Source organism: Streptomyces sp. NPDC047982, from assembly GCF_043204165.1.
Classification (GTDB): domain Bacteria; phylum Actinomycetota; class Actinomycetes; order Streptomycetales; family Streptomycetaceae; genus Streptomyces.
The window spans coordinates 175,502-190,487 of record NZ_JBIDBS010000002.1 but is presented as its reverse complement, the minus strand read 5'-3'; the positions used below and the strand labels follow the sequence as shown (position 1 = coordinate 190,487).

Genomic DNA, 14,986 nt, shown 5'->3' with positions numbered 1-14,986 from the left:
GCCCGGCCTCCGCTCAGCCTTTGAGCGCCTTGCGCACCTTCGGCTTCGCAGCCCGCCCCCACACCCCCGGAAGCTGCCGCTCCTCCTCGGCGGCCGTCGCTTCCTCCCGCCCGTAGAGCAGTCCCCAGGTGAACCCGGGCTCCCCCGCGGCGTGCGCCTGGGCTGCCAGGGTGCGCAGGGCGTCACGGGCCACCACACTGTCCTGGTGGTCCCCGAGAAGGGTCTGCACCGCCTTCATCCGCGAGGCGAACCGCTGGGCCGGACGGCCCAGCGCCGGGCGAGCCGCGTCCGCCGCGTAACGGGCGCGCTTGGCGGCCTTGCGGGCGTCGTGGAGAGCGAGGTCCCGGTCGTGGCCGGGCGGAAGCTCCAGGGCGCGGCCGACGCGGGCCGCGAGGCGCCCGTACTCCTTGAGCACGGCGCGGGGCAGCGCGCGCCCGGGGGCGTGCGAAGCGGCGGACCGCAGCGGCGGGTCGGCGAGCAGGGCGTCGAGGCGGTTCAGCAGGGCCAGGTACCGATCGTCGTCGAGCACGGCGACGGTGCGGCGCCTGGAGCCGCCCCGACGGGCCCCCGACCAGATCCGCAGCCGGGCGGGGGCGGGGCCGAGGACCAGCGTGCGGGGCAAGGAGTCCAGGCCCGCTCGCAGCCGGGCGTCGAGAACCTCCTGGTCGCGGTCGATCCCCAGCTCGGTGGCCAGCCATTTCAGCTCGTCGCCGATCGGATCGGTGACCCCCCGGTCGAGGATCTTCCGGTACGTCCGCAGCGCGCTGCGGAACCTGCGGGTGGCGACCCGCATCCGGTGCACGGAGTCGGGGAGGTCGCGGCGCACGGCGGGGTCCAGGGCGACGATCGCCTCGGTCTGGGCACGGAGGTACGCGAGCACGTGATCGCCTGCGGTGACGCGTCCTGCCTCCTTTGGGGTGCCCGGCCCGTTTCCCGCGTCCGAGGTGTCCTTGCGGCTGCTCTGGCGCGCGGCCCGCTCGTCCTCGGCCCCTCGTCCGTCCCCGGCCCCTCGTCCGCCGCCGGTCGCCCGCCCGTCCCCCGGCTCCGTCTCGGCGAGCGCACGCGCGACCTTCGACGAGGCCGCGGACGGGCGGAGACCCGCCTCGCGCAGCGGCCTCTCGACGGCGTCGAGGAGGGCGGGGTCGGCGCCGTCGGCCAGTTCCACCTCGACCTCGGTCCAGGCGGCCGTGCCCCCGCTGCCGGGCCGCCGTCCGGCGTCGCCGCCGTCCCCGGGCCGCCGTCCGGTTTCGCCCCCGGCCGGCCGTTCGAGGCCCCCGCCGATCAGCCGTTCGGCGCGCACGGTGTCGACGCAGACCTCGGCGAGCGGCTCCCCGTCGGCGCCGGTCAGGTGGTGGACGTCACGGGCGGTGCGCAGTCGGACGACGGGGACGAGCGCGCCGTCGCGCACCCGGGAGCGGAGCAGGCCGGCCAGGGAGCGCGGCAGGGTGTCGGAGAGCGGTTCACGCAGTTCGTCCCGGATATCGGAGGCGACCGGGAACTTGAGGTGCCAGCCGGCGTCGTCGCCTCCGGTGCGGCGGCGCAGGGTGATGGAAGCGGCCGCGAGCCGGAGGTCCTCGGTGTCGTAGTAGACGGCGTCCAGTTCGCCGACGCCCTGAGGGACGACGGCCGAGACTCCGGCCACCCGGCTCAGATCGGGGAGCCGGGTCTCCTCGGTGGCTTCGTACTTGCGCTCGATCTCACGCTTCGAGTCCGCCATAGACCGAATCTAGTCGGTTTGGTCCGGTCTGGGCAGTGCTGCCGCGGCGGCTCAGGCGCTTATCGGCCGCTGCACCCTGATCGACTGGAGCAGCCCGACGGCGACCCAGACGGCGAACATCGAGGACCCCCCGTACGACACGAACGGCAGCGGGAGTCCGGCGACCGGCATGATGCCGAGCGTCATCCCGATGTTCTCGAACGACTGGAACGCGAACCAGGCGATGATCCCGGCGGCGACGATCGTGCCGTACAGCTCGCTCGTCTCGCGGGCGATCCGGCAGGCGCGCCACAGAACCACGCCGAGCAGCACGAGGATCAGCCCGGCGCCCAGGAAGCCGAGTTCCTCGCCCGCGACGGTGAACACGAAGTCGGTCTGCTGCTCGGGGACGAACTGGCCGGTGGTCTGGGTGCCCTGGAACAGGCCCGTTCCCGTGAGACCTCCGGAGCCGATCGCGATGCGGGCCTGGTTGGTGTTGTAGCCGACGCCGGCCGGGTCGAGCGCGGGGTTGGCGAAGGCCGCGAAGCGGGCGATCTGGTACTCGTCGAGCAGGCCGAGCTGCCAGACCGCGACCGCGCCGGCCACACCCGTACCGAGCAGGCCGAAGACCCAGCGGTTGGAGGCGCCGGAGGCGAGCAGCACCCCGAGCACGATGACGGCCATGACCATCACGGAGCCGAGGTCCGGCATCCCCATCACGATCGCCATCGGCACGGCCGCCAGGCCCAGGGCCTTGGCGACGGTCCGGTGGTCCGGGTGGAGCTGGTCGCCCGCGTCGACGCGCTCGGCGAGCAGCATCGCCATGATCAGGATGATGGTGATCTTGGTGAACTCGGACGGCTGGATGGAGAATCCGCCGCCGATGATGATCCAGGCGTGCGCGCCGTTGACGGTGGCACCGAGCGGGGTGAGGACCGCCAGCACGAAGAGCACCGAGACGCCGTAGAGGATGGGAACGGCGCCGCGCAGGGTGCGGTGGCCGAGCCAGATCGTGCCGACCATCAGGGCGAAGCCGATGCCGGTGTTGAGGGCGTGCCGGAGCAGGAAGTAGTACGGATCGCCGTGGGTGAGCGAGTCCCGTCCCCGGGTCGCGGACCAGACGAGCAGCGAGCCGATGAACGAGAGCGCGAGCGCGGACCCGAGCAGGGGCCAGTCGAGCCGGCGGACGACGGAGTCGCGGGCGACGAGCTTGCCCCAGGCGGAGCGTTCGGGCGTGTAACGCGAGACGGAGAAGCCGGCCATCAGTCGCGCCTCCCCACAATGGCCGCGAGGGTCTGCTCGTCCGCGGGCTTCTGCGAGGCGGGGTTGTAGGGCTTGATCTCCGGGGCGTCGATGGAACCGTCCGCCTGGATCTTCGGCAGGGACTTCTGCGGCGTGGGCAGCAGAGCCTTCTTCAGGTCCTGCTTGCCGGAGTCGTCGAGGCCATAGATGGCGTCGTAGATGTTGCGCACGGCGGGCCCGGACGCGCCGGAGCCGGTGCCGCCCTGGGAGATCGTCATGACGATCGAGTAGTCCTTGGTGTACGTGGCGAACCAGGAGGTCGTCTGCTTGCCGTAGACCTCCGCCGTGCCCGTCTTGGCGTGCATCGGGATCTTGTCCTGCGGCCAGCCGCCGAACCGCCAGGCGGCCGAACCGCGAGTCGCGACCCCGGCGAGGGCCTCGTCCATCTCGTTGCGGGTCTTGCGCGAGAAGGGCAGCTTGCCGTGCGACTTGGGCTTGATCTCCTTGACGGTCCGGCCGTCGCCGCTGACGATCGCCTTGCCGACGGTGGGGTCGTAGAGCGTCCCGCCGTTGGAGATCGCGGCGTAGATGGTGGCCATCTGGATCGGGGTGACGAGGGTGTCGCCCTGCCCGATCGAGTAGTTCACGGAGTCACCGGCGCGCATCTTGTCGCCCTCGAGGCAGTTCTCGTACGCGATCTTCTCGACGTACGAGCCGTCCTTCTTGCCCTGCTTGCACCAGGCGTCCTTGTTCGCCTCGTAGAACTTCTGCTTCCACTGACGGTCGGGGACCCGGCCGCTGACCTCGTTGGGGAGGTCGATGCCGGTCTCCTTGCCGAGGCCGAACTGGTGGGCGGTCTTGTAGAACCAGTCCTTGGGGTTCTTCTTCGGCTTGTTGCCGCCGTCCTTCTGCCACTCCTTGTGCGCGATGCCGTAGTAGACGGTGTCGCAGGAGACCTCCAGGGCGCGGCCGATGGTGATGTCGCCGTAGCCCTGGGACTCGAAGTTCTTGAAGACCTGCCCGCCGACGTTGTACGAGCTGGGGCAGGGGTAGTGGCCGTCGAAGGGGTAGCCGGCGTTGACCGCGGCGGTCGAGGAGATGACTTTGAAGATCGAGCCGGGGGCGGCCTGGCCCTGGATGGCCCGGTTCAGCAGCGGGAAGTTGGACTTGGGGCCGGTGAGCTTGGCGTAGTCCTTGGCGGAGATTCCGCCGACCCAGGAGTTGGGGTCGTAGTTGGGCAGCGAGGCCATCGCCACGACGCGTCCGGTCTTCGCCTCCATGACGACGACGGCGCCGGAGTCGGCCTTGTAGTTCTCGCCGGTGTTCTTGTCGAACGACTGGCGAGCCGTCTTCATGGCCTCGTTGAGCTCGTACTCGGCGACGGCCTGGACCCGGGCGTCGATGGAGGTGACAACGGAGGAGCCGGGCTGCGCCTCGTCGTTCTTCGCCTCGCCGATGACCCGGCCGAGGTTGTCGACCTCGTAGCGGGTGACCCCGGCCTTTCCGCGCAGTTCCTTGTCGTAGGTGCGCTCCAGACCGGAGCGGCCGACCTGGTCGGAACGCAGGTATGGGGAGTCGGTGTCCTGGGCCTTGGTGATCTCCTCGTCGGTGACCGGCGAGAGGTAGCCGAGGACCTGGGCGGTGTTGGACTTCCCGGGCGCGGGGTAGCGGCGCACGGCGGTGGGCTCGGCGGTGATGCCGGGGAAGTCCTCGGCGCGCTCGCGGATCGTGAGGGCCTGCTGGGTGGTGGCCTCGTCGGTGATCGGGATCGGCTGGTAGGGCGACCCGTTCCAGCAGGGCTGGGGCGTCTTCGCGTCGCAGAGCCGCACCTTGTCCATGACTTCCCGGGGCTTCATGTCGAGGACGCCCGCGAGCCGGGTCAGCACGTCCTTGCCCTTGTCCTTTATCTTCATCAGCTCGGTGCGGCTCGCGGAGACGACCAGCCGGGTCTCGTTGTCGGCGAGGGGCACACCGCGCGCGTCGAGGATGGCGCCGCGGACGGCGGGCTGCACGACCTGCTGGACGTGGTTGCTCTTCGCCTCTTCGCTGTACTCCTGGCCGTTGCGGATCTGGAGGTACCAGAGCCGCCCGCCCAGGGTGAACAGCATTGAGAACACGAGGACTTGGATGACGACGAGACGGATCTGGACCCTGGGGGTCCGGCCGGTCTCGGGGATGTTGCTCACGAAGCGCCCCCGATGGTGGTCGGGCGGGAGATACGGAACGGGCCGGGGGTACGGGACGGACCCGGGACACGGAACGGGCCGGGGGTACGGGACGGACCCGGGACACGGGATGCGCCGGAGGTACGGGGCGCGCCCGGGGCGCCCGCCCGGTGGTGCGGCCTCACAGTCGCTTGGCTCCCTTGGTCCGTCCGGCGCGGCCGACCCGGTTGCGTGCGGTCCTGACGCGCAGTCCGCCACGCTGGTCGCCGATCCGCAGCCCGGTGCCCGCGGCCGGCCATCCGGAGGACACGTCGCCGCCGGACGCCTCGGCGACCGGGTCGTTCACGGTCCGTCTGGCGATGGCCATGATCAGGGGCACGGTGAACGGGGCGAGCAGCAGGTCGTAGAGGGCGGCGGTGAACAGCAGGCTGCCGAGGCCCACGTGGCGGGCCGCCGTGTCCCCGACGAGCGCGCCGACGAGCGCGTACAGCAGGGTCGAGCCGACCGCCGCGCCGACGACCGCGATCATCGGTACGGCGGCCGACCTGAGCTGCCCGTTCTCCGGCTTGACCAGTCCGGCGAGGTAACCGATGACGCAGAGGACCAGGGCGTAGCGCCCGGCGGCGTGGTCGGCGGGCGGTGCCAGGTCGGCGAGGAGGCCCGCGCCGAAGCCGATCAACGCGCCACTGGTGTGCCCGTACACGAAGGCCAGCGCGAGGACGACGAGGAGCAGCAGATCGGGGACGGCGCCGGGGAGTTGGAGACGGGCGAGCACCGAGACCTGGACGACGAGCGCCACCACGACCAGGACGGTGGAGAGCAGAATCCGGTTCAGACGCATGGGGATCGGCGCTACCTCTGCTCGTCGTCCGCGGCGGTACGGGCGCCCGGGCTGCCGCTCGGGTCGGGGCCGCCGCTCGGGTCGGGGCTCTCGTGGATGTTGCCGACGACGTTGCCGTCGGTGTCGACGATGTCGCCGTCGGGTGAGATCGTCACGGTGACGGTCGGCGTGGGCTTCGGCTTGGCGGGCTTGGCCGGGGCCTTCGGCAGGACCAGGTCGCGGGGGTCCTCGCGCGGGGCCTGGACGACGATGCCGACGATGTCGAGCTTGCTGAACCCGACGTACGGGCGGACGTAGACGGTACGGGTCAGGGCGCCGCCGGACGGGTCGACACGGACGACCTCGCCGACCGGGACGCCGGGCACGAACGGCTTGCCCTTGCTGGAGCCGAAGGTGACCAGGCGGTCGCCCTTCTTCACCTTGGCCTTGCCGTTGAGGAACTGGACCGACAGCGGGCGGGAGCCCTGGCCGGTGGCGAAGCCCAGTTCGTCGGTCTTCTCCATGCGGGTGCCGACGGTGAAGTCGGGGTCGTTGGCGAGGAGCACCGTGGCGGTCTCCGGGCCGACGGTGGTGACCCGGCCGACGAGCCCGTCGCCGTTGATGACGGTCATGTCGCGCTGGATGCCGTCGCGGGAGCCCGCGTCGATGGTGACCGTCCAGGAGAAGCCCTGGGCGGCTCCTATGGCGATGACCTCGGCGGCCTTGATGCCGTACTGTCCGGCGGCCGACTTCTTCAGCATCTTGTCGAGCTCACGGACCCGGTTGCGGTTGCGGTCATCGCTGCCGAGCGCCGTCTTGAGCGCGGCGTTCTGGCGCTCCAGCTCGGAGATGCGGTCGTGCCGGGTGCCGGAGTCGCGCACCGCTCCTATGGCGTTGCTCACCGGGTCGACGGCGGCCGCGACACCGTTCTCGACCGGGCCGAAGACGGCGGCGGCGGCCCGCCTGGCGCCGTCCACCGGTGATCCCTCGCCGCCCCGGATGTCCACCGTGATCAATGCGAACGCGATGGCGATCAGCAGCACCAGGAGCAGCCGGCTCTCTCGTGTGTCCCTCACGTGCGGCGGCCGTGCCTTCCTCGTCGGAATGTTCGTGCCTGTATATCAGCGATCCGCCGTACGGAACTCGGGGTCCGTACGGCGGACTGCCGGGTTGTCCACCCGCGCGCGCCCGTCCGCCCGCGGGCTCGTGCCCTGCCGTCTACCTGCGGGGCTGGGCGTCCAGCACCTGCTGGAGCGCCTCGAACTCCTCGACGCACTTGCCGGATCCGAGCGCCACCGAGTCCAGCGGGTCCTCGGCGATGTGGATCGGCATGCCCGTCTCGCGGCGCAGCCGCTCGTCCAGCCCGCGCAGCAGCGCGCCGCCGCCGGTGAGGACGATGCCGCGGTCCATGACGTCGCCGGAGAGTTCCGGCGGGCACTTGTCGAGCGTGGTCTTCACGGCGTCGATGATCGCGTTGACCGGCTCCTCGATGGCCCTGCGGACCTCGGCGGCCGAGATGACCACGGTCTTGGGCAGTCCGGAGACCAGGTCGCGGCCCCGGATCTCGGTGTGCTCGTCCTTCTTCAGGTCGTCCGCCGACCCGACGGTGATCTTGATCTGTTCGGCGGAGCGCTCGCCGAGGAGGAGCGAGTACTCCTTCTTGATGTGCTGGATGATCGCGTTGTCCAGTTCGTCACCGGCGACCCGGATCGACTGGGCGGTGACGATCCCGCCGAGCGAGATGACCGCGACCTCGGTGGTGCCGCCGCCGATGTCGACGACCATGTTGCCGGTGGCCTCGTGGACCGGAAGCCCGGAGCCGATGGCCGCCGCCATGGGCTCCTCGATGATGTGGACCTGCCGGGCGCCGGCCTGCGTCGACGCCTCGATGACGGCTCGGCGCTCGACCCCGGTGATGCCGGAGGGCACGCAGACCACGACCCGCGGGCGGGCCAGGTAGCGGCGCTTGTGGATCTTCAGGATGAAGTAGCGGAGCATCCGCTCGGTGATCTCGAAGTCGGCGATCACGCCGTCCTTGAGAGGACGCACCGCAACGATGTTGCCCGGTGTGCGCCCGATCATCTTCTTGGCCTCGGAGCCGACCGCCAGGATGCCGCCGGTGTTGGTGTTGATGGCCACGACGGACGGCTCGTTCAGTACGATGCCGCGCCCCCTGACGTACACCAGCGTGTTGGCAGTCCCGAGGTCGATAGCCATGTCACGACCGATGAACGACATTGAGTTCCCCTTGTTCCCCATGAGGATGCGTCGGGCCTCCCAGGAAAGCGATGATGGCTTGTTCTGGTCGGCGAGGTGGGCGCTGTGGGCGTGGAAGATTCCATCGTAGTGCCGTGTGGACGGACACCGCGCGAGGGTCGCCATTGCGGGGCGGAACGGGGGCCCGTTCCACTCATGGTGACGTTACGTCGGAGTGATGCGTTCCCGCGACCCGGACTCGCATGCCGAAGGGCGACCGAATTAATTCGGTCGCCCCGGGTCATGAGCGCTGTTCGGCTGATTCGAGGTCAGAAAAGCCCGGGGAAGAAAAGCTTCAGTTCCCGTTCGGCGGACTCCTCCGAGTCCGACGCGTGGATGAGGTTCTCGCGGGTGATCGTGCCGAAGTCGCCGCGGATGGATCCGGGCGCGGCGGCGATCGGGTCGGTGGGCCCGGCCAGCGTGCGGATGCCCTCGATGACGCGCTCGCCCTCGGCGACCAGCGCCACGACCGGACCGGACAGCATGAACTCGACGAGCGGCTCGTAGAACGGGCGGCCGACGTGCTCGGCGTAGTGCTGCTCCAGGGTGGCGCGGTCGAGGGTGCGCAGCTCCAGCGCGGTGATCCGCCAGCCGGCCTTGCGCTCGATCCGCCCGACGATCTCGCCGACCAGTCCGCGCCGGACGGCGTCGGGCTTGAGCAGAACGAGGGTGCGCTGGGTCATGGTGTGCGGCTCCTTGCGGGCATGCGAGTGCGGTGAGGCGAGGCTACAGGGGTACGGGAACGGGCCCGCGACCGGGTTTGGCCAAAGGATGCCGGATCAGCCACCGGCGGGAGCCTCGGCCGACTCCTCCGCGGCCGCCCAGCGGGCCTTCGCCTCGTCGACCTTGCGGCCGTAGTGGACGGAGGCCCACCACAGACCGCCGAAGACCACGCCGAGGACGAACATCATCGGGACGAAGAAACCGCTGGCCACCAGGGCGACCTGGAGGGCCCAGCCGAGCTGTATGCCACCGGGGCGGCCGATCATTCCGCAAAGCAGCACGGAGAGCAGCATGCCGATGCCGCAGACCGTCCAGACCGTGGCGGTCGTCAGGTCGTCCGATTTCATCGCGACGAGGCCGGCGAACCCGATCACGAAGAATTCACCGATCAGCGTCGACGCACAGAGCATTCGCACGGGTCAGCGCCTTCCCAGAAGCAGTCGGGCCTCGCCGACCGTGATCACGGAACCGGTCACGAGCACACCGGCACCCGCGAATTCGGCCTCCTCCTCGGCGAGGGTGATCGCCGCCTCCAGCGCGTCGTCGAGACGTGGTTCGACCTGGACGCGTTCGTCGCCGAAGACCTCGACGGCGATGGCGGCCAGGGCGTCGGCGTCCATCGCGCGGGGCGTGGAGTTCTGGGTGACGACGATCTCGGCGAAGATCGGTTCGAAGGCTTCGAGGAGGCCCTTGACGTCCTTGTCGTCGCTGACGCCGACGACCCCGATGAGCCGGGAGAAGCCGAACGACTCGGTGATCCCGTCGGCGGTGGCGCGGGCGCCCGCCGGGTTGTGGGCGGCGTCCAGGACGACGGTGGGGCTGGAGCGGACCACTTCGAGGCGGCCCGGCGAGATCACCGAGGCGAACGCAGCGCGAACCGTGTCGGGGTCGAGCGGGCCGGGCCGCTCGGCGCCGACCCCGAAGAACGCCTCCACGGCGCAGAGCGCCACCACCGCGTTGTGCGCCTGGTGGGCGCCGTACAGCGGGAGGAAGATCTCGTCGTACTCGCCGCCGAGCCCGCGCAGTGTCAGCAACTGGCCGCCGACGGCGACCTCGCGGGAGACCACGCCGAACTCCATGCCCTCGCGGGCGACCGTGGCGTCCACCTCGACGGCCTTCTTCAGCATGACCTGCGCGGCGTCGACCGGCTGCTGCGCGAGGACGACGGTCGCGTCCTGCTTGATGATCCCGGCCTTCTCACCGGCGATCTCGGCGGGCGTGGCGCCCAGCCGGTCGGTGTGGTCCAGCGAGATGGGGGTGATCACGGCGACCGGGGCGTCGATGACGTTCGTCGCGTCCCAGCTCCCGCCCATGCCGACCTCGACGACGGCGACGTCGACCGGCGCGTCGGCGAACGCCGCGTACGCCATGCCCGTCAGCACCTCGAAGAAGGACAGCCGGTAGGGCTGCCGGCCGTCGACCAGTTCCACGTACGGCTGGATGTCCCGGTACGTCTCGATGAACCGCTCAGGGTCCATCGGGGCGCCGTCCAGGCTGATCCGCTCGGTGATCGACTGGACGTGCGGCGAGGTGTAGCGGCCGGTGCGCAGGTCGAAGGCGCCCAGCAGGGCCTCGATCATGCGGGCCGTGCTCGTCTTGCCGTTGGTCCCGGTGATGTGGATCGAGGGGTACGCGCGCTGCGGCTCGCCGAGCACGTCCATCAGCGCGGCGATGCGTGTGACGGAGGGCTCCAGCTTCGTCTCGCCCCAGCGCCCGGCGAGCTCCTGCTCCACCTCGCGCAGCGCCTTGTCCACCTCGGGGTCGGCGGGGCGGCTGGGGACGGCCTGGCCCTGCGGCGGGCCCGAGCGGGTGCGCAGCGTACGGCTCCCGGCCTCGATCACCGCCAGGTCGGGGTCGCGCTGGGTCGCCTCGTCGACGATCTCCTCGAAGGCGTCGTCGGGATCGGAGGCGTCGTGCCGGTCGGAAGGGCGGGGCTCACTCACGGGGCCAGTCTACGGATCGGCGCGGACGACATGCGCGGCGCCCGGCAGCGGGCCGGCCGTGGTTCCGGCGGCACCCGGGGCGTGGCGGGCCCGGTGACACCGGAGTCCCCGGCCGTACGGCTCCCGACGCTCGCGCGTTCGCACGCCCCCGCGGGACGGGGGAGCCCCCGTGGCTCCCGCCGAGGCGGGGCACGGGGGCTCCGTCGAACCGCGCTCAGCCCTGCGGCAGGTTCGCCAGCTGGGCGGTGATCCGCTCGATGTCCGCCTCCGCCTTGGCGAGACGGCCGCGGATCTTGTCGACCACGTTGTCCGGGGCCTTGGCGAGGAACGCCTCGTTGGCCAGCTTGCCGTTGGCCTGGGCCTTCTCCTTCTCGGCGGCGCCCAGGTCCTTCGTCAGGCGCTTGCGCTCGGCCTCGACGTCGATGGTGCCGGACAGGTCGAGGGCGACCGTGGCGCCCGCGACCGGCAGCGACGCGGTGGCGTGGAAGCCGTCACCGGCGGGCTGGAGGCGCAGCAGCTGGCGGATGGCCGCCTCGTGCGGAGCGAGCGCCGTACCGTCGAGGGTGAGTTCGGCCGGGACCTTCTGACCGGGCTGGAGGCCCTGGTCGGAGCGGAACCGGCGGACCTCGGTGACGACCTGCTGGACGAGCGCGATCTCCCGCTCGGCCGCTTCGTCGCGGAAGCCGCGGTCCTTCGGCCAGTCGGCGACGACCACGGACTCCTTGCCGGTGAGCGTGGTCCACAGCGTCTCGGTGACGAACGGGACGACCGGGTGCAGCAGACGCAGCATCACGTCGAGGACCTCGCCGAGGACCCGGCCGGAGACCTTCGCCTGCTCGCCGCCCGCGAAGAACGTGGTCTTGGACAACTCGACGTACCAGTCGAAGACCTCGTCCCACGCGAAGTGGTAGAGCGCCTCGCTGAGCTTGGCGAACTGGAAGTCGTCGTAGAACGCGTCGACCTCCGAGACGGTCTTGCCCAGCCGCGACAGGATCCAGCGGTCGGTCACCGAGAGCTGCTCGACGGGCGGGAGGTCGCCCTCGACCGTGGCGCCGTTCATCAGCGCGAAGCGCGTGGCGTTCCAGATCTTGTTGGCGAAGTTGCGCGAACCCTGGACCCAGTCCTCGCCGATCGGGACGTCGACCCCGGGGTTGGCGCCGCGCGCCAGGGTGAAGCGCAGCGCGTCGGAGCCGTACTTGTCCATCCAGTCCAGCGGGTTGACCGCGTTGCCGAAGGACTTCGACATCTTCTTGCCGAACTCGTCGCGGACCATGCCGTGCAGGACGATGGTGTGGAACGGCGGGACGCCGTCGTTGACGTACAGGCCGAACATCATCATCCGGGCGACCCAGAAGAAGAGGATGTCGTAGCCGGTGACCAGGACGGAGTTCGGGTAGAACTTCGCGAGGCTGTCGGTCTTCTCCGGCCAGCCGAGCGTGGAGAACGGCCAGAGGCCGGAGGAGAACCAGGTGTCCAGGACGTCGCTGTCCTGCGTCCAGCCCTCGCCCGTGGGGATCTCGTCGTCGGGTCCGACACAGACGACCTCGCCGTTCGGGCCGTACCAGACGGGGATGCGGTGGCCCCACCACAACTGCCGCGAGATGCACCAGTCGTGGAGGTTGTCGACCCAGTCGAAGTAGCGCTTCTCCATCTCCTGCGGATGGATCGCGACCTTGCCGTCGCGGACCGCGTCGCCGGCGGCCTTGGCGAGCGGGCCGACCTTGACCCACCACTGGAGCGACAGGCGGGGCTCGATGGTGGTCTTGCAGCGCGAGCAGTGGCCGACGGAGTGGACGTACGGCCGCTTCTCGGCGACGATCCGGCCCTCGGCGCGCAGGGCGCCGACGATCGCCGAGCGGGCCTCCAGACGGTCCAGGCCCTGGAAGGGGCCCGGGGTGGTGATGACGGCGTGCTCGTCCATCACGGAGATGGACGGCAGGTCGTGGCGCTGGCCGATCTCGAAGTCGTTCGGGTCGTGGGCGGGGGTGACCTTGACGGCGCCGGTCCCGAACTCGGGGTCGACGTGCTCGTCCGCGACGACCGGGATGGAACGGTCGGTCAGCGGCAGCTTGATGAGCTTGCCGATCAGGTGCCGGTAGCGCTCGTCCTCGGGATGGACGGCGACGGCCGTGTCACCGAGCATGGTCTCGGCGCGGGTGGTGGCGACGACGATGGCGTCGTCCCCGTCGCCGTACTTCATGGAGACGAGCTCGCCGTCGTCGTCCTGGTACTCGACCTCGATGTCGGAGATGGCGGTCAGACAGCGGGGGCACCAGTTGATGATGCGCTCGGCGCGGTAGATCAGCTCGTCGTCGTAGAGCCGCTTGAAGATGGTCTGGACGGCCTGGGACAGACCCTCGTCCATGGTGAAGCGCTCGCGGGACCAGGCGACGCCGTCACCCAGACGGCGCATCTGGCCGGAGATCTGTCCGCCGGACTCGTTCTTCCACTTCCAGACGCGCTCGACGAAGGCCTCGCGGCCGAGGTCGTGGCGGGACTTGCCCTCCTTGCCCAGCTCGCGCTCGACGACGTTCTGGGTGGCGATGCCGGCGTGGTCCATGCCCGGCTGCCACAGGGTCTCGTGGCCCTGCATGCGCTTGCGACGCGTGAGGGCGTCGATCAGCGTGTGCTCGAAAGCGTGCCCGAGGTGCAGGCTTCCCGTGACGTTCGGCGGGGGGATGACGATGGAGTACGGCGGCTTCTCGCTGTGCTCGTCGGCCTCGAAGTAACCCCGTTCCACCCAGCGCTCATACAGCTTCCCCTCTACCTCGGCCGGTGCGTACTGGGTCGGCAGTTCGGGGTTGCTGGCTGGCGTCTGCTGAGTCTTCTCGGTCACGGGGGACAGTTTACGGCTGTCGCACTCGTGCTCCGAAACCGGTTTGTTCCGTAACGGTGCGCCTTCCGATCGCCCATCTGGGCGCCCTTTCCGTCAAGATGTTCGGAACCCATAAGCAGTCCACAGCACTCCGGTGAGTACTTCCGAACAGGGGACACCGCACATGAGCCACAACCAGCCCGGCCCGTACGGCCAGCAGCCTCCGCAGGGTCAGCCCAACCCCTACGGGGCTCAGCCGGCGCAGGGCCAGCCCGGCCCCTACGGCCAGCAGCCGGGTCCGTACGGGCAGCCCCCGCAGGGCCAGCCCGGTTACGGCTACCCGCAGCAGGCCCCGGGCCCGCAGGGCGTCCCCCCGCAGCCGCCCCAGCAGCCCGGCCCCTACGGCCAGCAGCCGCCCGCTCCCCCCTACGGCCAGGCCCCTTACGGTGGCCAGATGCCGGTGCCGCCGCCCCAGCCGAAGAAGAAGACGGGCCTGGTCGTCGGCGGCATCGTGCTGGCGCTCGCGGTCATCGGCGGCGGGGCGTACTTCGTACTGTGGGGCAGCGGCGGCGCGAGCAACAGCGATGTCGCGGACTCCACCAAGGGATACAAGATCACGCCGCCGGAGTCGGTGGACGACTACAAGAAGGACCCCTCCGACTCGGCACAGGCCGGGGGCCCGCTGACCGGCGAGGCCAAGACCAAGGCGGAGGGTCTGGGCATCAAGAAACCCCAGCAGGTCCTCACTTCGTACCAGTCCGGTTCCGAGAGCGACCTGATGAACATGAAGACCCTGACCTTCTCGGGCATCTGGGGTGAGGTCACCGACCCCGCGAAGGTCATCAACAGCGCCTTCACCGACGCCGAGTCGCTGTACAAGAAGGGCGACGAGGACATGGAGGCCGAGCTCGACGGCAGCCCCAGGGCGGTCACCCCGGCGGGCTTCGAGGGCGCGCTGATGAAGTGCCAGGACATGAAGGTGACCAACAAGAAGGGCGACGGCACCCCCCAGAACGGCCCGAAGGAGTTCACGGTCCCCATCTGCGTCTGGGCCGACTACAGCACGGTCGGCACCGTCGTCGGCATCGACCTGAAGCTCTCCATGGCCGGCAAGGGCATGCCCCAGGACTCACTGGCCGCCCTGACCGCCAAGCTCTACAACACGTCCCGCACCAAGCTCTGACCGCACCACGCGCATAGGTGAGGGGGGGGGGGGGGGGGGGGGGGGGGGGGGGGGGGCGGGGGGGGCGCGGGGGGGCGGCGGGGGGCGGGGGGGGGGGGCCGGCGGGGGGGGGGGGGGGGGCGGGGGGGGGGGGGGGGGGGGGG

The 14,986-nt window shown here is 70.6% G+C and carries 11 protein-coding genes; 1 reads left to right on the top strand and 10 read right to left on the bottom strand.

Annotated elements, in window-relative coordinates:
- Positions 1-13 precede the first annotated feature (13 nt).
- The 10 genes from ACGF2V_RS02740 to ACGF2V_RS02695 form a co-directional block, all read right to left on the bottom strand.
- Complete coding sequence (locus ACGF2V_RS02740) at positions 14-1,717, bottom strand: CYTH and CHAD domain-containing protein (protein WP_362704267.1); 1,704 nt, start codon at positions 1,715-1,717, stop codon at positions 14-16.
- A gap of 51 nt (positions 1,718-1,768) precedes the next feature.
- A complete protein-coding gene (gene rodA, locus ACGF2V_RS02735) occupies positions 1,769-2,959 on the bottom strand; it encodes a rod shape-determining protein RodA (RefSeq protein ID WP_362704264.1) in 1,191 nt (396 codons plus the stop codon).
- Positions 2,959-5,124 carry a penicillin-binding protein 2 gene (gene mrdA / locus ACGF2V_RS02730; protein ID WP_362704261.1) on the bottom strand — a complete coding sequence of 722 codons (2,166 nt, stop codon included), beginning with the start codon at positions 5,122-5,124 and terminating at the stop codon, positions 2,959-2,961. Before mrdA ends, rodA begins: the two co-directional genes overlap by 1 nt.
- A 160-nt stretch (positions 5,125-5,284) precedes the next feature.
- A complete protein-coding gene (mreD, locus tag ACGF2V_RS02725) occupies positions 5,285-5,944 on the bottom strand; it encodes a rod shape-determining protein MreD (protein WP_362624526.1) in 660 nt (219 codons plus the stop codon).
- Positions 5,945-5,955: 11 nt separating this feature from the next.
- Positions 5,956-6,999 carry a rod shape-determining protein MreC gene (mreC, locus tag ACGF2V_RS02720; RefSeq protein ID WP_362624528.1) on the bottom strand — a complete coding sequence of 348 codons (1,044 nt, stop codon included), beginning with the start codon at positions 6,997-6,999 and terminating at the stop codon, positions 5,956-5,958.
- 142 nt (positions 7,000-7,141) lie between these two features.
- The gene (locus ACGF2V_RS02715) at positions 7,142-8,161 is read right to left on the bottom strand and encodes a rod shape-determining protein (RefSeq protein WP_362624529.1); all 1,020 of its coding nucleotides are present in this window, start codon (positions 8,159-8,161) and stop codon (positions 7,142-7,144) included.
- A gap of 287 nt (positions 8,162-8,448) precedes the next feature.
- Positions 8,449-8,862: a nucleoside-diphosphate kinase gene (gene ndk / locus ACGF2V_RS02710; protein WP_362624530.1), complete on the bottom strand. Its 414-nt coding sequence runs from the start codon at positions 8,860-8,862 to the stop codon at positions 8,449-8,451.
- A 96-nt stretch (positions 8,863-8,958) separates the two neighbouring features.
- Positions 8,959-9,318: a DUF4233 domain-containing protein gene (locus ACGF2V_RS02705; RefSeq protein ID WP_362704258.1), complete on the bottom strand. Its 360-nt coding sequence runs from the start codon at positions 9,316-9,318 to the stop codon at positions 8,959-8,961.
- Positions 9,319-9,321: 3 nt separating this feature from the next.
- Positions 9,322-10,845: a folylpolyglutamate synthase/dihydrofolate synthase family protein gene (locus ACGF2V_RS02700; protein ID WP_362624533.1), complete on the bottom strand. Its 1,524-nt coding sequence runs from the start codon at positions 10,843-10,845 to the stop codon at positions 9,322-9,324.
- A 214-nt stretch (positions 10,846-11,059) separates the two neighbouring features.
- Positions 11,060-13,681, bottom strand: a complete 2,622-nt coding sequence (locus ACGF2V_RS02695) for a valine--tRNA ligase (protein ID WP_362624534.1) — start codon at positions 13,679-13,681, stop codon at positions 11,060-11,062.
- A 163-nt stretch (positions 13,682-13,844) separates the two neighbouring features.
- On the opposite strand from ACGF2V_RS02695, the gene ACGF2V_RS02690 reads away from it, so the two are divergent.
- Entirely contained in the window at positions 13,845-14,843 is a 999-nt protein-coding gene (locus tag ACGF2V_RS02690; protein ID WP_362704255.1) for a hypothetical protein, read from the top strand.
- Positions 14,844-14,986: the final 143 nt, after the last annotated feature.